Origin of the sequence: Achromobacter marplatensis (genome assembly GCF_002209535.1) — a bacterium.
Lineage (GTDB): Bacteria > Pseudomonadota > Gammaproteobacteria > Burkholderiales > Burkholderiaceae_B > Achromobacter > Achromobacter marplatensis.
The window spans coordinates 177237-196626 of sequence record NZ_NJIG01000004.1 but is presented as its reverse complement, the minus strand read 5'-3'; the positions used below and the strand labels follow the sequence as shown (position 1 = coordinate 196626).

Annotated in this window: 18 protein-coding genes; 10 read left to right on the top strand and 8 right to left on the bottom strand. The window is 65.7% G+C overall.

Annotation, left to right across the window (positions count from 1 at the left end):
* Nucleotides 1-82: 82 nt before the first annotated feature.
* Entirely contained in the window at nt 83-1351 is a 1269-nt protein-coding gene (locus CEY09_RS11130; RefSeq protein WP_088588675.1) for a phenylacetate--CoA ligase family protein, read from the top strand.
* Nucleotides 1352-1358: 7 nt separating this feature from the next.
* Here CEY09_RS11130 and CEY09_RS11125 read toward each other — a convergent pair whose 3' ends face one another.
* Together CEY09_RS11125 and CEY09_RS11120 are read right to left on the bottom strand one after the other, a co-directional pair.
* Nucleotides 1359-2606 (bottom strand): NAD(P)/FAD-dependent oxidoreductase, encoded by a 1248-nt coding sequence (locus CEY09_RS11125; protein WP_088588674.1) that lies wholly within the window; start codon nt 2604-2606, stop codon nt 1359-1361.
* A 59-nt stretch (nt 2607-2665) separates the two neighbouring features.
* Complete coding sequence (locus CEY09_RS11120; RefSeq protein WP_006224778.1) at nt 2666-3001, bottom strand: ArsR/SmtB family transcription factor; 336 nt, start codon at nt 2999-3001, stop codon at nt 2666-2668.
* A 100-nt stretch (nt 3002-3101) separates the two neighbouring features.
* Here CEY09_RS11120 and CEY09_RS11115 point away from each other — a divergent pair, with 100 nt between their 5' ends.
* The 4 genes from CEY09_RS11115 to CEY09_RS11100 all read left to right on the top strand — a co-directional run bounded on the left by CEY09_RS11115 (nt 3102) and on the right by CEY09_RS11100 (nt 6443).
* Nucleotides 3102-3956, top strand: a complete 855-nt coding sequence (locus CEY09_RS11115) for an MBL fold metallo-hydrolase (protein ID WP_088588673.1) — start codon at nt 3102-3104, stop codon at nt 3954-3956.
* A gap of 86 nt (nt 3957-4042) precedes the next feature.
* A complete protein-coding gene (gene pap, locus CEY09_RS11110; RefSeq protein ID WP_088588672.1) occupies nt 4043-5509 on the top strand; it encodes a polyphosphate:AMP phosphotransferase in 1467 nt (488 codons plus the stop codon).
* Nucleotides 5510-5532: 23 nt separating this feature from the next.
* Nucleotides 5533-5982, top strand: coding sequence for a GNAT family N-acetyltransferase (locus tag CEY09_RS11105; RefSeq protein ID WP_088588671.1), 450 nt, complete (start codon nt 5533-5535; stop codon nt 5980-5982).
* Nucleotides 5979-6443: an HIT family protein gene (locus CEY09_RS11100; RefSeq protein ID WP_088588670.1), complete on the top strand. Its 465-nt coding sequence runs from the start codon at nt 5979-5981 to the stop codon at nt 6441-6443. Before CEY09_RS11105 ends, CEY09_RS11100 begins: the two co-directional genes overlap by 4 nt.
* Before the next feature lie 28 nt (nt 6444-6471).
* Here the strand turns inward: CEY09_RS11100 and CEY09_RS11095 are convergent, their stop codons facing one another.
* A complete protein-coding gene (locus CEY09_RS11095; RefSeq protein WP_088588669.1) occupies nt 6472-7626 on the bottom strand; it encodes a glycosyltransferase family 4 protein in 1155 nt (384 codons plus the stop codon).
* The gene (locus CEY09_RS11090) at nt 7607-8002 is read right to left on the bottom strand and encodes a hydrogenase (protein ID WP_088588668.1); all 396 of its coding nucleotides are present in this window, start codon (nt 8000-8002) and stop codon (nt 7607-7609) included. The genes CEY09_RS11095 and CEY09_RS11090 overlap by 20 nt, the downstream gene beginning before the upstream one ends.
* Before the next feature lie 319 nt (nt 8003-8321).
* Here CEY09_RS11090 and nhaA point away from each other — a divergent pair, with 319 nt between their 5' ends.
* Complete coding sequence (gene nhaA / locus CEY09_RS11085; RefSeq protein WP_088588667.1) at nt 8322-9548, top strand: Na+/H+ antiporter NhaA; 1227 nt, start codon at nt 8322-8324, stop codon at nt 9546-9548.
* Nucleotides 9549-9616: 68 nt separating this feature from the next.
* Here the strand turns inward: nhaA and CEY09_RS11080 are convergent, their stop codons facing one another.
* Nucleotides 9617-10279: an N-acetylmuramoyl-L-alanine amidase family protein gene (locus CEY09_RS11080; RefSeq protein ID WP_377785531.1), complete on the bottom strand. Its 663-nt coding sequence runs from the start codon at nt 10277-10279 to the stop codon at nt 9617-9619.
* A 292-nt stretch (nt 10280-10571) separates the two neighbouring features.
* On the opposite strand from CEY09_RS11080, the gene CEY09_RS11075 reads away from it, so the two are divergent.
* Both CEY09_RS11075 and tenA read left to right on the top strand, forming a co-directional pair.
* Entirely contained in the window at nt 10572-11357 is a 786-nt protein-coding gene (locus CEY09_RS11075) for a 3-hydroxybutyrate dehydrogenase (protein WP_088588665.1), read from the top strand.
* Nucleotides 11358-11457: 100 nt separating this feature from the next.
* The gene (gene tenA / locus CEY09_RS11070; protein WP_088588664.1) at nt 11458-12120 is read left to right on the top strand and encodes a thiaminase II; all 663 of its coding nucleotides are present in this window, start codon (nt 11458-11460) and stop codon (nt 12118-12120) included.
* Between the two features lie 51 nt (nt 12121-12171).
* On the opposite strand, the gene CEY09_RS11065 is transcribed toward tenA, so the two are convergent.
* The 3 genes from CEY09_RS11065 to CEY09_RS11055 all read right to left on the bottom strand — a co-directional run bounded on the left by CEY09_RS11065 (nt 12172) and on the right by CEY09_RS11055 (nt 16392).
* Nucleotides 12172-14661 carry a TonB-dependent siderophore receptor gene (locus CEY09_RS11065; protein ID WP_234818268.1) on the bottom strand — a complete coding sequence of 830 codons (2490 nt, stop codon included), beginning with the start codon at nt 14659-14661 and terminating at the stop codon, nt 12172-12174.
* A 211-nt stretch (nt 14662-14872) separates the two neighbouring features.
* Nucleotides 14873-15874 (bottom strand): FecR family protein, encoded by a 1002-nt coding sequence (locus CEY09_RS11060; protein ID WP_167390060.1) that lies wholly within the window; start codon nt 15872-15874, stop codon nt 14873-14875.
* A gap of 11 nt (nt 15875-15885) precedes the next feature.
* Nucleotides 15886-16392 (bottom strand): RNA polymerase sigma factor, encoded by a 507-nt coding sequence (locus tag CEY09_RS11055; protein WP_088588661.1) that lies wholly within the window; start codon nt 16390-16392, stop codon nt 15886-15888.
* Nucleotides 16393-16514: 122 nt separating this feature from the next.
* Between CEY09_RS11055 and CEY09_RS11050 the strand changes: the two genes are divergently transcribed.
* On the top strand, nt 16515-17276 hold the full coding sequence (locus tag CEY09_RS11050) for a uracil-DNA glycosylase (protein WP_088588660.1): 762 nt from the start codon (nt 16515-16517) through the stop codon (nt 17274-17276).
* Nucleotides 17277-17555: 279 nt separating this feature from the next.
* A complete protein-coding gene (locus CEY09_RS11045) occupies nt 17556-19367 on the top strand; it encodes a DEAD/DEAH box helicase (protein ID WP_006224793.1) in 1812 nt (603 codons plus the stop codon).
* Nucleotides 19368-19390: the final 23 nt, after the last annotated feature.

Below are 19390 nucleotides of genomic sequence, written 5' to 3'. Positions count from 1 at the left end.
TCCCTGGAGCGGCAGCGCCGGTGTGGACCGGTGCCCCGCCGGCAACGACACCGCAGTACGGCACACGAGAGGGTGCGATCCCATGTCCGAGTTTTTCGATGTCCTGGAAACCCGAGCGCCCGAGCAACGCGAGCGCGAGCTGATGGCCGCCTTGCCCGGCGCGATTACGCGAGCGATCGCGCGCGCCTCGGCAATCGCCGAACAGCTGCGCGGCGTTGACCCCGCCACCATCACGTCGCGCGCGGCGCTGGCCCGCCTGCCCGTGCTGCGCAAGCACGAACTGCTGGAACGCCAGCAGCACAGCCGAGACGATGCGGCGGCGCCTGCGGGCCCGGCCAAAGCCTTCGGCGGATTCTCCGCGATCGGCTGGGGAGAGGCGATGCGCGTCTTCGCCTCGCCCGGCCCCATTTACGAACCGGAAAGCGCGCGCGCGGATTACTGGCGTTTTGCGCGCGCCCTGTATGCTGCCGGCTTTCGCGCCGGCGAACTGGCGTACAACTGCTTTTCCTACCACTTCACTCCGGCCGGCTCCATGATGGAGACGGCGGCGCATGCCGTGGGCTGCACGGTCTTTCCCGGCGGCACGGGCCAGACCGAACAGCAGGTGCGAGCCATTCAGGACCTGGCGCCCAGCGGCTACACGGGTACGCCCAGTTTCCTGAAGATCATCCTCGAGAAATCCGACGAACTGGGCGTGAAGCTGGATTCGCTGCGACGCGCGCTGGTGTCGGGCGAAGCCTTTCCGCCGTCGCTGCGCGACTGGCTGGCGGCCCGCGGCATCGAAGGCTACCAGGCCTACGGCAGCGCCGACCTGGGCATGATCGCCTTCGAGACGCCTGCCCGCCAGGGGCTGGTGTTGGGCGAAGACATCATCGTGGAAATCGTGCGCCCCGGCACTGGCGAGCCCGTGCCTGACGGCGAGGTCGGCGAAGTGGTGGTTACCACGCTGAATCCGGACTATCCGCTGGTGCGCTTCGGCACCGGCGACCTGTCGGCCGTCATGCCCGGCATTTCGCCTTGCGGGCGCACCAACACCCGCATCAAGGGCTGGATGGGCCGCGCGGACCAGACCACCAAAGTGCGCGGCATGTTCGTCCACCCCTCGCAGGTCGCTGACGTGGTGCGGCGCCACCCTGAAATCCTGCGCGCCCGCCTCGTCATCAGCGGCAGCACCGGTTCGGACCGCATGGTGCTGAAGGTGGACTCGCGGGTACGCGGCGAAGAGCTGTCCAACCGCATCGCCGAATCCGTGCGCGACGTGACCAAGCTGCGCGCCGACGTGGAATGGGTAGACGCCGACGGCCTGCCGAACGACGGCAAGGTCATCGACGACGTACGCACCTACGAGTAGCGCAGATTCAGTTGCCCAGCGGCCGCGCCAGCCATTCGCGGCCGCGCAGCATGCCGTTCCAGTAGATCCACGGCAACAGTGTGGCCTTCAGGAACCACGCGCTCTTGCGAGGCACCGTCGGGTCCAGCGGGAAGGTGGGCAGCAGCTTGCCGCCGTAGCCGAACTCGGCCAGCACGATGCGGCCGCGCTCGACCGTCAGCGGGCACGAGCCGTAGCCGTCGTACGTGACGGGCATGGCGTGGCCTTCGCGCACCGCGATCAGGTTTTCGGCCACGGTGACGATCTGCTTGCGCGCGGCGGCGGCCGTCTTGGCGTTGCTGGTGCTGATGCCATCGCCCAGGCCGAACACGTTGTCAAAGCGCACATGCCGCAAGCTGCCGGGGTCGACCTCGCACCAGCCGGCCGCGTCTGCCAACGCACTGTCGCGCACCACGTCATGCGGCACTTGCGGCGGCACGGCGTGCAGCATGTCGAAAGACTTCTCCACGCGCGACACACGGCCGTCGGCGCCCTTCACATCGAACCAGGCCTTGCGCGCCGGCCCATCCACGGCCACCAGCGCGGAATTGAACGCCAGGTCGATGCCATAGCTCTCGACATAGCGCATCAGCGGCGGCACAAACGTGGGCACGCCGAACAGCGCCGCGCCCGCCAGATCGAATTCAACATGCATGCGGTCCAGCACACCGGTCCGGCGCCAATGGTCGCAGGCCAGATACATCGCCTTTTGCGGCGCGCCCGCGCATTTGATCGGCATGGCCGGTTGGGTGAATAACGCCTGCCCTTGCCTCATCGACCGCACCAGTTCCCAGGTGTAGGGCGCCAGGTCGTAGCGATAGTTGGACGTCACCCCGTTCTGGCCCAGCGCGTCGGACAGGCCGTCGATCTTGTCCCAGGCCAGCCGCAGGCCGGGACATACGATCAACTGCTGATACGTCACGCAGCCGCCGTCGGCCAGGCGCACCCGGTTCGCTTGCGGCTCGAAACCCGCGGCCGACGTATGCAACCACGTGGCCCGCGACGGCATTACCGAACGGGTCGGACGCATGGTCTTCTTCACATCGAACGCGCCGCCGCCCACCAGCGTCCAGGCCGGCTGGTAATAATGCTTGTCGCTGGGTTCGATCACGGCAATGCGCAAATCCGGCCGGCGCCGCAGCAAACTGGCGGTCACGCCGATGCCTGCGGCGCCTCCTCCTACCACCACCACGTCGAAATCGGCGGATGCGGCGGGTGCTGACTGTACCTGGGGCATGCTTGTCTCCGCGCCGGGTTACCGGCTTTTGAATGGTTCAAGGGCGGACCAGTCCGGGTTCACGCCAGTGACTCCATTGCGCGGCCGCAGTACAAACTGGATAGCGTCTTCATGACCTGGCTGACTTCGAAGCTGGCCATCTGGTAGTAGACGTACTTGCCGTCGCGGCGCGTCGTGACGAGCCCCTCGTCGCGCAGCACGCCCAGCTGTTGGGACAAGGTCGGTTGGCGGATGCCGGTCAGCGATTCCAGTTCACTCACGTTGCGTTCGTTCTGCACCAATTGGCACAGCAGCAGCAGGCGGTCTTCGTTGGCCAGCGCTTTGAGCAGCGCGCAGGCCTGGGCGGCGGATTCGCGCAAGACGGCAAGTTCGCAGTCGGTCAGGGCGGCATTCATAAGGCGTATCGGCAATTCGGATAGTAGCGGATCATTATATTGACGGATAAATTATCAAACAATATTATTTAAATATATATATTGTTATTTGCGGGCGGCCATGAATCCTCACATCCAAGCCTTTTTCGACCCCGTCACCGCCACCGTCACCTATGTCGTGCACGACGGCAGCGCCTGCGCCATCATCGATTCGGTGCTGGATTACGACCCCAAATCCGGGCGCAGCAGCACCGCCAGCGCCGACCGCGTGGCGGCCTATGTGCGCCAGGCGGGCCTCACCACCCAATGGCTGCTGGAAACACACGCTCATGCGGACCACCTGTCGGCCGCCCCCTATCTGCAGCGGCAGTTGGGCGGGGTCATCGCCATCGGGCAAAGCATCCGCACCGTGCAAGGCGTGTTCAAGCAGATCTTCAACCTGGAGCCCGAATTCCAGCTGGACGGCTCCCAGTTCGGCCATCTGTTCACCGACGGCGAAACCTTCCGCATCGGCACACTGGAGGCCACGGCCATCCATGTGCCCGGGCACACGCCGGCCGACATGGCCTATCTGGTGGGCGACGCCGCCTTCGTAGGCGACACGATGTTCATGCCGGATGTGGGCACCGCGCGCTGCGATTTCCCCGGCGGCGACGCCCATCAGCTATACCGGTCGATCCAGCGGTTGCTGGGCCTGCCGGGCGGCACGCGGCTCTTCATGTGCCACGACTACCCGCCAGCGGGGCGCGAAGCCCACTGGCAGACGTCGGTGGCCGAACAGCGCGCCGCCAACATCCATGTGCATGACGGCATCAGCGAAGACGAGTTCGTCGCCATGCGCACCCGGCGCGACGCCACCCTGTCCATGCCCACCCTGATCCTGCCCGCCATCCAGGTGAACATCCGCGCCGGCCATTTCCCGCCGCCGGAGGACAACGGCGTGCGCTACCTGAAAATCCCCATCGACGGGCTCTGACTCGGGCGCCCGCGCCGCACTTGCGCGGCGAGCGCTTATCCCGCAAGATCGGCCGATCTCCCGATTGCCGATCAGACGGATTCCCCATGTTCGCAGAAGCCGAAGCCGACCCCAGCCTGTCCAAGGAAGCATTCAAACCGGTGGAAGCGCGGCTGCGCGTCGCCCTGCTGAACGCGCAATACCAGCGCCTTGAAAAGGCAGAAAAGACCCTGCTGATCGTGGTGGCGGGGATCGACGGCGCGGGCAAAGGCGCCACGGTCAACCTGCTGAACGAATGGATGGACCCGCGCCACATCAAGACGCTGGCCTACGGCCCCCCTGAGGGCGACGAGCAGGACCGGCCGCCTTTCTGGCGTTACTGGAAAGACCTGCCGCCCAAGGGCAGCACGGGCATCGTGTTCGGATCCTGGTATGCGCCGCTGATCATTGAATCGGCCCGCAAGAAGCCCAACCAGGACGCCATCGAAGCGCAATCCGCCGCGATCCGCCGCTTCGAGGCGATGCTGGCCGCCGAAGGCGTGCAGATCGTCAAACTGTGGTTTCACCTGTCAGCCAAGGCGCAAAAGGAGCGGGCAGAGCGCCTCCTGGCCAGCCCCGAAACCTCGTGGCAGGTCAGCCCCGTGGACTTGAAGGTCTACAAGAAATATGACCGCATCCGCGCAGGCGGCCAGGTTGTCCTGAACCACACCGACAGCGGCCACGCGCCCTGGGTGGTTATCCCCAGTGCCGACGAGAACTTGCGGTCGGCCCGCACCGCCGAGGCGGTACTGGCGGCGATGCGCCAGCGCGGCGTGCCCCGCATTCCGCAATCGTTCCTGGCGCATTCCGCGCCTGCCCGCATTGTCGACCGCCTGGGCGAACTGGATTACGAAGCCCGCGTCGACAAGGGCGACTACGAGTCCGAACTCGGCCTGCTGCAAGGCCGGCTGGCCCGCGCCGCGCGGTCCAGGAAATTCCAGGACCGTTCGCTGGTGCTGGTGTTCGAGGGGCAGGATGCCGCCGGCAAGGGCGGCGCCATCCGGCGCGTGACCCATGCGCTGGACGCCCGGCAATTCGACATCACGCCGGTCGCCGCCCCGAACAGCTATGAACTGTCACGCCCTTATCTGTGGCGCTTCTGGCGCCAGTTGCCCCGCCATGGCCGCGTCGCGATCTTCGACCGGTCCTGGTATGGCCGCGTGCTGGTCGAACGCGTCGAGAAGCTGACCGCGCCCGCCCACTGGCGCCGCGCCTACGCCGAGATCAACGACTTCGAGGAACAACTGGCGGCCAGCGGCGCGATCGTGCTGAAATTCTGGCTGGCCGTGACCGCCGACGTGCAGCTGGAACGCTTCAAGGAACGCGAAAAATCGCCCTTCAAGAATTTCAAGATCACGCCCGACGACTGGCGTAACCGCGACAAATGGAAGGAATACGCGGCCGCCGCCAACGAGATGCTGGCCCGCACCGACATCGCGCACGCGCCTTGGCATCTGGTGTCCGCCAACGACAAGCGCTACGCTCGGCTGCAAGTGCTGCGACACGTCGTCGAAGCGATGGAAAACCAACTCTGAATCCCGACAGGAGGCCCTGCGCCATGAGTACCGCCGACATCCGCCCCATTGTCGCCGCTGACTTCGAAGTCTGGCTGCCGCTGTGGAAGGGCTACCAGGATTTCTATCGCGTCAGCATCGACGACGCGGTCACCCGCAACACCTGGGCGCGCTTCCTGGACCCCGCCGAGCCCATGCACGCGGCGCTTGCCTACGACAGCGGCCGCGCCATCGGCATGGTGCACTGGATTTTCCACCGCTCCACCTGGACCGCAGGCGACTACTGTTATCTGCAGGACCTGTACGTGGACCCGGACGTGCGCGGCACCGGCGCGGGCCGCAAGCTGATCGAACACGTCTACGGCCAGGCCGCCGCCAACAACTGCGCGCGCGTGTACTGGCTGACGCACGAGACCAACGCGACCGCGATGCAGTTGTACGACCGCATCGCGGACCGCTCCGGTTTCATTCAGTACCGCAAGGTGATGGCTTGAGCGCTCGCGACCCGAACTGCCCCCTGTGCCAGGAAGACGGCGGCACGCTGCTGTGGCGTGGCCCGCACTTGCGCGTGATCGAAGTGGACGATGCCGACTATCCTGGCTTCACCCGTGTGATCTGGAACGCTCACCTGGCTGAAATGACCAGCCTGTCCACGCACGGGCGTGATCTGCTGATGCGTGCCGTATACGCGGTGGAAGAGGCGCAGCAATCGGTGCTGACGCCGGACAAGATCAATCTGGCGTCGCTGGGCAACATGGTGCCGCACCTGCACTGGCATGTAATTCCGCGCTGGCGCGGCGACCGCCATTTCCCCGACCCGATCTGGGCAGCGCCCCGCGTCGCTGTCGGTTCGGAGCCTGCGGAATGGCGCGAACGCCAGGCCCGTACGCAGGCCCTGCTGCCGCGCTATCGCAACCGCGTGATCGAGGCGATGAACGCGTTGCTCATGCACTGAACGCCGGCGCCTGCCGGTAGATAAGACCTCAGGCCACGCGCACGGGTCGGCCCAGTTCGGCCAGCCAATGCGTGTAGGCATGTTCCACCTGGCCTGCGGTGCGCTCAGCGGAAAACAGGCCCTGGCCGCGGATAAGCTCGCGGCCCGCGTCGCCCATGCTACGGCGCAGGGCCGGGTTCGCCAGCAGGGTTTCCAGCGCAACCGCCAGCGCGGCGGGATCGCGCGGCGGCACCAGCAGCCCGGTCTCGCCGGCCTGCATGGTTTCCGGCACGCCGCCCACGTCCGTGCCGATGACGGGCACGCCCATCGCCGCGGCTTCGATGAACACCGTGCCCAGGGCCTCCCGGTGCGTGGGCAGGGCAAAGACGTCCAAAGCCATCAGCACGTTGCCGATATCGTGCCGGCGGCCGGTGAAGTGCACCCGGTCCGCCAGCCCCAATGCCGACACCTTGGCCTGCAGCTGGTCAAACAAGGGCATGCCGTCGCCCACCAGGACAAGATGGGCCGACGGGAAGCGGGAGCAAACCAGATGGAATGCGTCGATCAGATCGCCGTGGCCCTTTTCGGCCCGCATCACGGCAACGCAGCCCACCACCAGCGCGTCCGGGGGCAGCCCCAGCTCATCGCGCACGCAAGCGCCTTCGCGTACCTGCGGCAACACGACCGGCGAATGGATCGTCGCGACCGACTCCGGCCGCGCGCCGCCATCCAGCAATTGCTTGCGCACATAGCGGCTGACGGCAATGACGCGGTGCGCCAGCCACGTATAGGCATAAAGGGAATTGATGGGCTTGGCCAGATGCCGCGTGCGCACGATCAACGGCGTGCCGGCCAGGCGCGCCGCGATGGCGGCCAGCACGGTGTCGCGGCGGCTGTGGGTGTTCACGACGTCGAAACGCTCGCGCCGCAGCAGGCGCCGAATGAACACCACACCGCGCAGGAAGTTGCCCGCGCCATCCATGACGATGCGGTGTACCGTGAAGCCAGCCTCGCTCAAGCGATCTCCGAGCTCCGCTCCGGGCTGGCAGACGAGCTCCAGGTGATGGCCGCGCTCGCGCATGGCGATCATCTCTTTGTAGATGCAGAATTCCTGCCCGCCGAACGACGTGGCAGCCTCCGTGTGCAGGATGCGCAGGCAGGCGCCGGCGTTGCCGGCCTGCGATTCAACGGGTGTGGGCATCATGGGCTGACTCGTCTTCAGCAGCGTTGAGATCGTTCCAGCTGCGGTTCTGCAGCAGCAGGAAGGCTTCGAGGTAGGCAACGTCGTCCGGCTCCAGCGGGAGCGCGGATTGCGCCTGGCACTCGTGCGCGCACTCCGACGCCGCAAGTTCGCGGCCAGTCCACACGCGGATTCCGCCAGTACGGGACAAATCGAATCGTGACCCCTCCCGTTGCCACGTCAATAGGCGCATGCTGGGCGCCAAGCGCTTGACGTAGTAATGGCCATGCGTGGGTTGGCCTGCGGGAAGCGCCAAGGACTCCCCCACTTCGACCAGACGGCTCTTCGCGCCGGAGTTAGCGGGTGTATGGATCAGCACCGATAAGGTAGGCAGGGTCATGTGCTAGAGAGGTCGCCAGGCGGCATCGCAAGCCACAAGCTGGTCAATATGCTCAAGAAAAAAGCTGTTTTAGAAATCGACTGAAATATCTATTACGTGTCGACGCATCAAAGACCGAAATTTAGTCGAAATCCTAAAGGAAGTCATTGGTAGAGGCCGCAATGCCCATCCACACGTTTTCCTTCGAATTCGGCGAGTTTTTAAATATGTTCATCGAAATTGGCCGAAGTTAGCGATCAACGATCCAATCCGAAGAATTTATTCAGTTAAAATTCAGCTTCAAATTGTCATCTTAACAAAACATTACCGAGGAGACCCAGTGGCCCCGCAGGTTCCGGCTCATTCGCACCGCCCCTCTTTCCTCCAGGCTTTCCTGCAATCCGAAGCGCTGGGTGGCTACGTGCTGATGGCCGCCGCCCTGGCAGCCCTGCTCATCGCCAACAGCCCGGCCGCCCCGCTCTACTTCGATGCACTGGGCACCAAACTGGGTTTCCAGACGGGGCCCGTTGTGCTCCGAGAAACCGTGCTGCACTGGATCAACGACGGCCTGATGGCCGTGTTCTTCCTGCTGGTGGGTCTGGAGATCAAGCGCGAGGTGCTGGATGGCCAATTGCGCGGCGCCGCAAGAATCGTCCTGCCGGGCATCGCCGCGCTGGGCGGCATGCTGGTACCAGCGCTGATCTACGTGCTGATCAACCTGGGCAACCCCGACACCCTGCGCGGCTGGGCGATCCCCGCCGCCACCGACATCGCCTTCGCACTGGGCATCCTGGCGCTGTTGGGCAGCCGCGTGCCGACCTCGCTGAAGATCTTCCTGACCGCACTGGCGATCCTGGATGACCTGGGCGCCATCGTCATCATCGCGCTGTTCTATACCTCGCAGTTGAACGTCTTCGCCCTGGTCATGGCGGGCGCCTTGCTGGTGTGCCTGTTCTGCCTGAACCGCTCAGGCGTGCTGCGGTTGACCCCCTACCTGCTGATCGGCGCCGTGCTGTGGTATTTCGTGCTGAAGTCCGGCGTGCATGCCACGCTGGCCGGGGTCGCGCTGGCGCTGACGATCCCGCTGCGTCCCCGCAATGCCGGCCAGCCGCAAGCGCATTCGCCGCTGCATGACCTGGAACACGCACTGCACAAGCCCGTGGCGCTGCTGATCGTGCCGGTGTTCGGCTTTGCCAATGCGGGCGTGTCGTTCGCCGGCATGGGGCTGGACAGCCTGGCGCAACCGGTGCCGTTAGGCGTGGCGCTAGGCCTGTTCCTGGGCAAGCAACTGGGTGTGTTCGGCTTCGCGTGGCTGGCCATCAAGACGGGCGTCGCCAGCCTGCCGCGCCACGCGTCGTTCACGCAGTTGTACGGCGTGGCGCTGCTGTGCGGCATCGGCTTCACGATGAGCCTCTTCATCGGCGCGCTGGCCTTCACCGACGCGGCAACCGTAGACGCCACCAAGATCGGCGTACTGACCGGTTCGCTGGCTTCGGCGGTGGCCGGATTCCTGCTGCTGCGCCTGAGTGGCAAGCCGCTGGAAACCGCCAAGATGAGTCCTCACTGACCCAGTCGCCGCCGCCGACGATCTGGAATTGAAAAATCGAAGGTGGCGGCGCTGTCGCGTGCCTTGCGCTACGGCTGCTGGCAGGCGTGCGCACCATTCGCGATCGCCTGCGCCACCCGCTTGACGACCTCGGGGCGAGCCAGGCGGCGCTCTTCGTCCGGATTCACGATCACCCCCACCTCCACCAGCACGGCAGGCATCGGCGCCGTCTTCAACACCGCCAACCCGTCGAAACGATGCACGCCCAGGCGACGGTCCAGCAGCGGCCGGTTTTCGCCGGCAATCGGTTCGGCGTGGTACAGCGAAGGCTTTTCGCCGGCAGCCACCAGCTCCTCGCCGATGGCGCGCGCGCAACGCAGGCTCTGTTCATACTTGGGATTGCGCTCGGACACGAACACGGAGAAGCCGGCAAACTCGCGCTGGCGGCCCGCGTCGATGTACTGCTGTTGCATCGAGTCATGATGGATCGAGACAAAGAAATCCGCCGTCGGCGCCATGCGCGAACGCTTGCCCAGTTCGACTTCGGCGCCATTGGCTGCCACCTGGGTCACGCGGTCGCCGGCCGCGCGCAGATCGGCCGCCACCAGATTGCTGACATCCAGGTTGTACAGGTACTCCACCCGCCCGCTTGCGCTCGTCGCGCCCGGCCGGTTGGGGGTGTGCCCGGTATCCACCACGATGTGCGCGGCCTGCGCGGGCAACCCCAGCAGGACGCCCGCGCATAACGCCAGGCACGCCGCAGTGCCTTGGAAACGATGGATGAAAGCTGATGCCACGCTGATGACCGCCTGCAAGAAGGGTAGGCATCTGGGAAAGGCCCAGCCGCCAGAATGGGCCAGATGTTACCGGCAACCGGCGGCCCGATGGCATTCAGGCGTTGCTCAAGCTGAAGGACTACCATCCAGGAATGCTCCTTGCGTTGGGGCTGCGCACCTGCGCCTTCCCCCGCAAGGCCTGTTGCCGGCCCCCGCCACGATGCAGCATGCACGGGCCCGCCGGCATTCCTGAACCGGAGGTTGCAGCATGAGCCAGTTGAATGGAAAAGTCGTCGTAGTGACCGGCGCCGCCAGCGGTATCGGCAAGGAAATCGCCCTGACGCTTGCACGCGCAGGCGCGACCATTGCGATCGCCGACCTGAACCAGGCCGGCGCCGACGCCGTTGCCCGCGAAATCGAGCAGGCTGGCGGCAAGGCGATGGGCGTGGCGATGGACGTCACCAGCGAAGACGCCGTGAACCAGGGCATCGACAAGGTCGCGGCTGCCTACGGCAGCATCGACATCCTGATCTCGAACGCCGGCATCCAGATCGTGAACCCCATCGAGAACTACGCCTTTTCGGATTGGAAGAAGATGCAGGCCATCCACGTGGACGGCGCCTTCCTGACGACCAAGGCGGCGCTCAAGCACATGTACCAGGACAATCGCGGCGGCGTGGTCATCTACATGGGATCGGTGCATTCGCACGAAGCCTCGCCCCTGAAGTCCGCCTACGTGGCAGCCAAGCATGCGCTGCTGGGCCTGGCCCGCGTGCTGGCCAAGGAAGGCGCGGCGCACAACGTGCGTTCGCACGTCATCTGCCCGGGCTTCGTGCGCACGCCGCTGGTGGAAAAGCAGATCCCCGAGCAGGCCCGCGAACTGGGCATCAGCGAAGAAGACGTGGTGAAGAAGGTGATGCTGGGCGATACGGTGGACGGCGTCTTCACCACCGTCGAAGACGTGGCCCAGACCGCGTTGTTCCTGTGCGCCTTTCCCAGCGCGGCCTTCACCGGCCAGTCATTCGTGGTCAGCCACGGCTGGTACATGCAATAGGCGAACGGATGCGCCGAAGTTGATACCCTTATGCCGTTGAGCCGGCGCGCGGCGTTGCGCGCTGGCCGTCATAGGCCTGCCTGCGGGCATAAGGAATCCCATGTCTTTCAGCTCTGACGCCTGGGCGCGCAACGCCGCGCTCTATGAAAAAACGCGCGACATGCCGTTCAACCAGGAACTGGCCAGCGGCCGGCTCGACGAGAACGCATTCAAGCACTACATGATCCAGGACGCGCACTACCTGGTGGCGTTCGGGCGCGCGCTGGCGATCGCGGCCGCCAAGGCGGACGACGCCGACGGCGTCGTGCAATTCGCGGACGCGGCCAAAGGCGCAGTGGTGGCCGAGCGTTCGCTGCACGCGGGCTTCATGAAGCAGTTCGGCATCGACGCGGCCACTTTCGAAGCCACCCCGCTGACGCCCGCCAGCCATCACTACACCAGCTTCCTGATCGCCACCGCCTGGAGCGCGCCCTACCCGGTGGCGCTCGCCGCCTTGCTGCCGTGCTTCTGGATCTATGCCGAGATCGGCCGCGAGATCCATGCCCGCGCGACGCGCCCGAATCCCTACGCGGCGTGGATCGACACCTATGCCGGCGACGATTTCCACGCGCTGGTGCGTTCCGTGATCGCCTCGGTAGACCGCGCCGCGGAAACGGCGTCGGCGCAAACGCGCGAGGCCATGCACCAGGCCTACACGCACGCCGCCCAACTGGAATGGATGTTCTGGGACTCGGCCCACCGCCAGGCCGGCTGGCCGGTCTGAGTCCGGAACGGGCGGGGGTCTGCCTGCCCCGTTGGGCGTGCCGGCCCGTGCTTAGAACTGATAGCGCGTACTCAGCAGGAAGCTGCGCGGCGTGCCGTAGTAATTGCCGCCATTGTTGCCCTGCATCGACTCGAAGTAGCGCTTGTCGAACAGGTTGTTCACGTTCAACTGGATATCCAGCTGGCGATTGACCCGGTAGCCCGCCACCAGGTCCACCAGCGCGTAAGGCGATTGCTTGATGACGTACCCGGCGCTGCCGGTCAGCGATTGCGTGGTGATCTTGCTTTGCGCCCGCAGCGCGCCGCCGACGCGCCATTTCTCGTAGGCGCCCGGCAAGTGGTACATCGCGGCCAGCTTGAACTGGTGCTGCGGGATGTAGCTGGCGTAGGGCTGGCCAGCGGCGCCGTCCACGCCGCCGCTGGACACCTTCGCGCGCGTGTAGGAATAGCCAATCCCAACATTCAAGCGCGGCAGCAGCTCACCATTGATGTCGATCTCCACGCCCTCGCTTTTCACCTCGCCCACGGCACGGTAGCAATTGGTGGCGACAAAGCAGGACGCGATATCCGTGACGGCCTGCGGCAGGTTCGTCTGCGTGGTCGAGAACAGCGCGATGGCGGCGTTGACGCGCTCGTCCAGGTAACTGCCCTTCAGGCCGATCTCGTAGTTGGTGCCCTCCACCGGCTTGATCACGGTGCCGGACGTGTCCAGGTAGTACTGCGGCTTGAAGATGCTGGAGTAGCTGGCGTAGACCGAATGGTTGTCGTTCAGGTCGTAGATGAGTGCGGCGTACGGCGTGAAGTGGGCGTCCTCGCCGAACTTGCGGTGGCTGCTCCAGCTGCCTTGGGTCTGCTTGTTGTCGAAGTCGAACCAGTCCATGCGCGCGCCCAGGATCATGCTCAGGGGATCGGCCAGGCTGAAGCGCCCCGTGGCGTAGCCCGAGGTCAGCTCGGAGCGCTGGTCTCGGCGCCACATGGTGTCACGCACAAAGTCCTGGCGGCGCAGCGAATCCGGATTCCACGTGTACGGATTCACGCCGGACACCATCAAGTAGCCGCCCGGCTCGTCCAGATAGCTGTAGCCGTCGTCCAGCCACTTGTCGTTGCGATAGCTCGCGCCCACCGCGATCTCGTGCTCGCGGCCGAACAGCATGATGGGGCCTTGCGCGGACACGTCGAAGCTGCGCTGCTTCTTGTCGTAGTCGTAGCGCCCACCCATCACGTCGTACACGATTCCGCCTTGCGCGTCGTAGTCGCCCGACACGAAGTACGCCCCATCCAGCGACGATTTCCCATTGACCCCGCGGGCCGCTGCGCGCGCGATCCAGCCGTTGTCGAAGGTGTGCTTCAGTTCGGCGAACAGGCTGTACTCGCTCTTGTCCCAGTAGCTCCACGACGGCGAGAACCGACGCGAACGCCGGATGTCCAGCGGCGAGCCATCCGGCGCGGTGGGCACGCCCATCCATTCGGAACCGGGGTTGTCTTCGCGGTTGGAATGCCCGCCCAGCGTCAGCGTGGTGTTGTCGGTGATGTCGATGTCCAGCACCCCGTAATACAGCTGCTTGCGGCTGCTGTAGCCATCGGTGAAGTAGTCCCGCGATTGCTGCGACGTCACGAAGCGGCCGCGCACGGAACCGCTGTCGTTCAGCGGGCCGCTCGCGTCGAATTCACCCGAAAAATTGTTCCAGGAGCCCGCACGCGCGGTAGCGATGAATTGGGCGGCATCGGTCGGCTGCTTGCGCACGAAGTTGATGGTGCCGGAGGGGTCGCCCATGCCGGTCATGAGACCCGTGGGGCCGCGCACGACTTCCACGTGGTCGTACATCGCCGTGGTGCTGTAGGTGGACGTGTCCGTCTCGTACGACACGGGCAGACCGTCCATCAGGAAGGTGTTGATGGTGAAGCCGCGCGAAAAATAGCGCGAGCGATCGTTGCTCCAGTGGTTCACCGTGACGCCGGTGGTGCTATTGGCCACGTCATCGATCGTCTGCATGGCAAAGTCGTCCAGCTTCTGCCGGGTGACCACGCTGACCGACTGGGGCGTTTCCTGGATGGTCAGCGGCAGCTTGGTCGCCGTGTTCATGGCGCCGGTGGTGTAGGAGCCCGTGTCTTCAGTGATCGAGTTGCCTTTGCCCACGACCGTGATGGTGTTCAACATGACGCTGGACGTGTCGCCGACCGTCTGGCGCGACACGGAAACGCTGCTGCCAGACCGTTCGAACACCAATCCCGTGCCCGCCAGCAAGGCCCGCAACGCCTGGTCCGGCGTCAGGGTGCCCGACAACGCGGGCGCCTTCAAGCCCCGCACGGTGTCGGGCGCGTAGGCCAATTCCAGCGCGGCCTGCGTCGCCAGTTGCGTCAATGCGCCTTCCAGCGATTGCGCGGGGATGTTCAAGGACAGCGGCGCCTCCTGCGCCTGGGCGGCAGGCTGCGGGATGGCCAGCGCCAGCAGCACGGACACGGCTAGCACGGTCAACCCGCGCGTCGGCACAGCCAGGCGCGCAGCGGCGCGGGTAGAGGGTCCAGAAGGGATACGGTTCACGGGACTAGCATTCCTGGAGGGGTCTTGAGACAGGGCTCGCCAGTCAGCAGGATGCGGAAGATTCTGGCGGCGCAGCGGCATCGGATCGATGCCCTTGGGAGACAAGACGCCTGTCGCGGTGAAATCCCTGATGGAAAAACGCTGTTGAATAGTAACTATTCGTAATTTCATTCGCCGTGCAAGGTGGCGGCGGACCGTCGGCCTTGCTTGGCTAACGGCGGACGATCAGGGACGAGCCATCCGGGCCGGCTTGCACGCGCACCGGCGCAATCGCGGGCAACAAGTCCAGGAACGCCCGGGGGTTGTCGACGCTGAACACGCCCGACACCCGCATCGCGGCCACGTCCGCGCCGGACACGCGGATCGGCGCGTGGCCATAACGGTTCATCTCGGCCACGGCGTCGGCCAGCGGGACATCGCGGAACACCGCACGGCCGGCATGCCAGGCCAGCAAGTTTGGCACGTCCCATTTTTCGGAGGGCGACAGGCGCCCCTCCTCGACCGTGCGGGTGCCCTGCCCCGCGCTCAACAGCACCTGGCTGCGGTTCCACCAATGCCCGGCCTCGACCGCCACCGTGCCGGCCTCGACGGCCACACGCACGGCGTCGCCGTCGCGCCGCACGTTGAATCGCGTGCCGGTCACGCGGACGGTCGCGCCGCCCGCTTCCACGTAGAACGGCCGGCTGGCGTCCGGCGTCACGGAAAACGTGGCCTCTCCGGCAGCAAGCGCCACCACGCGGCGGTCGTCATACAGCGCCACCGACAATGTCGTAGCCGTGTTCAAGTCGACGACCGACGCATCAGGCAACGTCACGTGCTGGCGGTGCCCCGGCTGCGTGGCGTACTGCGCCGAGTAGCCGGGATCCCCCGCGATCCATCGTGGCAACACCACGGCTGCCACCACAGCGGCGGTACAGGCCACCGCCACGCCCGCCATGACACGGCGGCGCGACGATACGGGCCGGGGCCGGCGGGCAGCAGCGGGCGCCTCTTGCAGCAGCGCGCGCAACCGGTCTTCGCCCAACTGGCTGCTGGCATTCCAGATGCCGCGCGCGCGCCGGTATTCCAGGTCGTGCGCGGGGTCTGCCCGCAGCCACGCGTCGAACTGCTGCCGTTCGGCCTGGCTCATCTGTTCCGAATGCACGCGGGCGAACCAAAAGGCCGCCGCATCGCGGGGATCCGTCAGGGTGTCTGGGTCGATGGGGTCTGTCATTGCGCGGCGGATCAATCCGGGCAGAAGTGTTTCAGCTGTTCGCGGATTTCCCGCGTGGCGTCCATGATATAGCGCTCGACCGTGTTCAACGCCACGCCCATCCGGGCAGCGACTTCGGGCTGCGTATAGCCCTCCAGGCGACACCAGACATAGGCTTGCCGCTTCTTCAACGGCAGGTTGGCCAGCGCGCATTCCAGCGCATCGGCCAATTGGCGCGCACGCGCGTCGGACTCCGGATCATGCCACTGCGCAGGGTCATCTGACGCCCACGCCTCCAGCGACACCTCGTCATGCCGCGTCTGCCGCCGGATCTCACTGATCAGCCGGTTCTGCGCGGCTCGGAACAGATAGGACTTGCCATTCAATACGCCGCTGTTGCCGCCGCTCAACAAACCGGCCATCACGTCCTGGGCCGCGTCCTCGGCATCGCAAGGCCTGGAATTGCGCTTGGCCCACGCGCCCACCAACTCGCCGTAATGGGCGAGCCAGGCTTTCAGGCTGCTGGGGGGACGGGACATGAGGGCCACTGCGGCAAAGGCACGAAGGCGGCAATATTAACAATGATTCTCAATTAATAAACAAATCCCCGTCGTGCCGCCACGCCGGCACGCGGCGCCTTGCCTATGCCAAAATCGCGCCCATGCCGATCGATAACCGCCTCGTTCCCCACGCCCTCGCCGCCCAGACGGCGCAACTTCCCGACGCCTGGGCCGCCGCGTTCGGTAGCCGTGCCGTCGCCGACGCGCTGGCCGCGGTCACCGCCCACGTCGAAATGCGCCTTGCCGAAGGCGCGGTGGTCTATCCCGCCACGCCGTTCCGGGCCCTGCACGGGCTGGCGCCATCGGACGTGCGCGTGGTGATCCTGGGGCAAGACCCGTATCACGGCGCGGGCCAGGCCCAGGGCCTGGCGTTTTCGGTGCCCGACGATTGCAAGCGTCCGCCCAGCCTGCGCAACATCTTCAATGAGATCGCACACGAGTTCCCGGGCACGCCCGTCCCGGCAGGCAACGACCTGAGCCGATGGGCGGACCAGGGCGTGCTGCTGCTGAATACCGCACTGACGGTGGAAGACGGCCAGCCCGCCTCCCACGCCAAGCGCGGCTGGGAAACCGTGACCGACGCCCTGATTTCGCTGGTCGCCCGGGACCCCTCGCCCAAGGCCTTCCTGCTGTGGGGCGCCCATGCCCAGGCCAAGCGGATGTTGCTGCCCGACAACAGCGGCCACCTCGTCCTGATGTCCAATCATCCCTCCCCGCTTTCCGCCCGGCGTCCCCCGGTGCCTTTTCTGGGCTGCGGCCACTTCCGGGCGACCAACGACTGGCTCGTCGACCAAGGGAAAAACCCTATTGATTGGGGACTGGACAAAAAAATAATTCCCTTTCAAGGCGAATTCGGGTTATGATCGCCGCACTGCACAAAACGAGTTCGGCATTTACCGCCTTGATTTAGCGGAATTTTTTGCAGTCTGCCGGGCAGCCTACGCCCCGGCCCCATGCCGAACTATCATCGATTCCTGACCTCCTTTCCTTTCGCCCTGCGTTCCACTCTGTATACGAGAACGCGCCACGCGCACGGTTGATTCGGTCGGCACGATGCTCCATCAACCGTCGCCTGGATCCGGCCGCCTAATCCCCTGGCCCGACCAAGCACTGCGTCGCATTGATTGCGGCAAGGGAAAGTAATGTCTTTCGAAAACCTGGGTCTTGCACCCGCTCTGTTGTCGGCCGTTCAAGAAGCTGGCTTCAGCACCCCCACCTCCGTCCAAGCCGCTGCCATTCCGCAAGCGCTGGCCGGTCACGACCTGATGGTGTCCTCGCAGACGGGCAGCGGCAAGACCGCCGCCTTCATGCTGCCGGCCCTGCACCGTATTGCCCAGATGCCCGCCAACAAGGGCGTCGGCGTGCAAGTGCTGGTGCTGACCCCGACCCGCGAACTGGCTCTGCAAGTCACCGAAGCGACCGAAACGTATGGCCGCAAGCTGGCTGACCTGCGCACCGCTACCGTCGTGGGCGGCATGCCTTACGGCGCGCAACTCAAGGCGCTGTCGCGCCGCGTTGACGTGCTGGTCGCCACCCCCGGCCGCCTGATCGACCACCTGCAATCGGGCCGCGTCAAGCTGAACACCGTGCACACGCTGGTGCTCGACGAAGCCGACCGCATGCTGGACATGGGCTTCATCGAAGATATCGAAACCATCGTCAGCCGCCTGCCGGAAGATCGCCAAACGCTGCTGTTCTCGGCCACGCTGGACGGCACGATCGCCAAGCTGGCTGCCAAAATGATGCGCGACCCGCAGCGTATCGAAATGGCCGGCGCCAAGGAAAAGCACACCAACATCACGCAAAGCCTGCTGTACGCGGACGATGCCAGCCACAAGATGCAGCTGCTGGATCACGTGCTGCGTGACGCCAAGCTGGACCAAGCCATTGTCTTCACGTCGACCAAGCGCGGCGCCGATGACCTGGCCGACCGCCTGGCCGACCAAGGCTTTGCCGCCGCTGCCCTGCACGGCGACATGAACCAGCGCCAACGCACCCGTACGCTGTCGCAACTGCAACGCGGCCAGCTGCGTATCCTGGTTGCCACCGACGTGGCTGCCCGCGGCATCGACGTGCAAGGCATCAGCCACGCCGTCAACTTCGACCTGCCGATGCAAGCCGAAGACTACGTGCACCGTATCGGCCGTACCGGCCGCGCCGGCCGCAGCGGCCTGGCGTTCACGCTGGCGACGCACTCCGAGCGCCACAAGGTTCGCCGTATCGAGCACTACATCGGTCAATCGATCACGCCTGAAGTGATCGCCGGCCTGGAACCCAAGCGCACGCCGCGTCCGTCGGCTGGCGGCAGCGGCGCCCCGCGTGGCGGCAAGCCGTTCGGCAAGCGTCCTGGCGGCTTCGGTGGTTCGCGTCATGAAGGCGGCTACCAAGGCAACCGTGAAAACCGTTCGTTCGGCGGCCCGCGTGACGGCGCCCCGCGTGGCGAGTTCAAGCCGCGTGAAGGCGGTTACCAAGGCAATCGCGACGGTGCGCCGCGCGAAGGCGGCTACCAAGGCAATCGTCCTTTCGGCGACCGCCCGGCCCGTTCGTTCAGCGACCGCCCCAGCTTCGGTGATCGTCCCCAGCGCGAAGGCGGCTACCAGGGCAATCGTCCCTTCGGCGACCGTCCCCAGCGTGAAGGCGGCTTCCGTGGCGGCGACCGCGATGCGCGTCCCAGCTTCGGCGGCGACCGTCCCAGCTTCGGTGATCGTCCCCAGCGCGATGCCCGCCCGTTCAGCGAGCGTGCTCCCCGTGAAGGCGGTTTCCGCGGCGGTGACCGTGATGCCCGTCCGAGCTTCAGCGATCGTCCCAGCTTCGGCGACCGTCCCCAGCGCGAAGGCGGCTTCCGCGGCGGCGACCGTCCGGAAGGCGGTTTCCGTGGCGCCAAGCCCTCGTTCGACAAGCGCCCCGGCGGCCCCGCCAAGCGCTTCGCCAAGCCGGCTGACCGCCGCGGCTAATTCACCCGCTTGACCCCAAACAA

Coding starts and splice junctions, on each gene's coding strand:
- CEY09_RS11045 (WP_006224793.1), top strand. CDS start 17,556: ATGTCTTTCGAAAACCTGGGTCTTGCACCCGCTCTGTTGTCGGCCGTT.
- CEY09_RS11125 (WP_088588674.1), bottom strand. CDS start 2,606: ATGCCCCAGGTACAGTCAGCACCCGCCGCATCCGCCGATTTCGACGTG.
- CEY09_RS11050 (WP_088588660.1), top strand. CDS start 16,515: ATGCCGATCGATAACCGCCTCGTTCCCCACGCCCTCGCCGCCCAGACG.
- CEY09_RS11105 (WP_088588671.1), top strand. CDS start 5,533: ATGAGTACCGCCGACATCCGCCCCATTGTCGCCGCTGACTTCGAAGTC.
- CEY09_RS11090 (WP_088588668.1), bottom strand. CDS start 8,002: ATGACCCTGCCTACCTTATCGGTGCTGATCCATACACCCGCTAACTCC.
- CEY09_RS11075 (WP_088588665.1), top strand. CDS start 10,572: ATGAGCCAGTTGAATGGAAAAGTCGTCGTAGTGACCGGCGCCGCCAGC.
- CEY09_RS11060 (WP_167390060.1), bottom strand. CDS start 15,874: ATGACAGACCCCATCGACCCAGACACCCTGACGGATCCCCGCGATGCG.
- tenA (WP_088588664.1), top strand. CDS start 11,458: ATGTCTTTCAGCTCTGACGCCTGGGCGCGCAACGCCGCGCTCTATGAA.
- CEY09_RS11115 (WP_088588673.1), top strand. CDS start 3,102: ATGAATCCTCACATCCAAGCCTTTTTCGACCCCGTCACCGCCACCGTC.
- CEY09_RS11130 (WP_088588675.1), top strand. CDS start 83: ATGTCCGAGTTTTTCGATGTCCTGGAAACCCGAGCGCCCGAGCAACGC.
- CEY09_RS11055 (WP_088588661.1), bottom strand. CDS start 16,392: ATGTCCCGTCCCCCCAGCAGCCTGAAAGCCTGGCTCGCCCATTACGGC.
- CEY09_RS11120 (WP_006224778.1), bottom strand. CDS start 3,001: ATGAATGCCGCCCTGACCGACTGCGAACTTGCCGTCTTGCGCGAATCC.
- CEY09_RS11095 (WP_088588669.1), bottom strand. CDS start 7,626: ATGATGCCCACACCCGTTGAATCGCAGGCCGGCAACGCCGGCGCCTGC.
- pap (WP_088588672.1), top strand. CDS start 4,043: ATGTTCGCAGAAGCCGAAGCCGACCCCAGCCTGTCCAAGGAAGCATTC.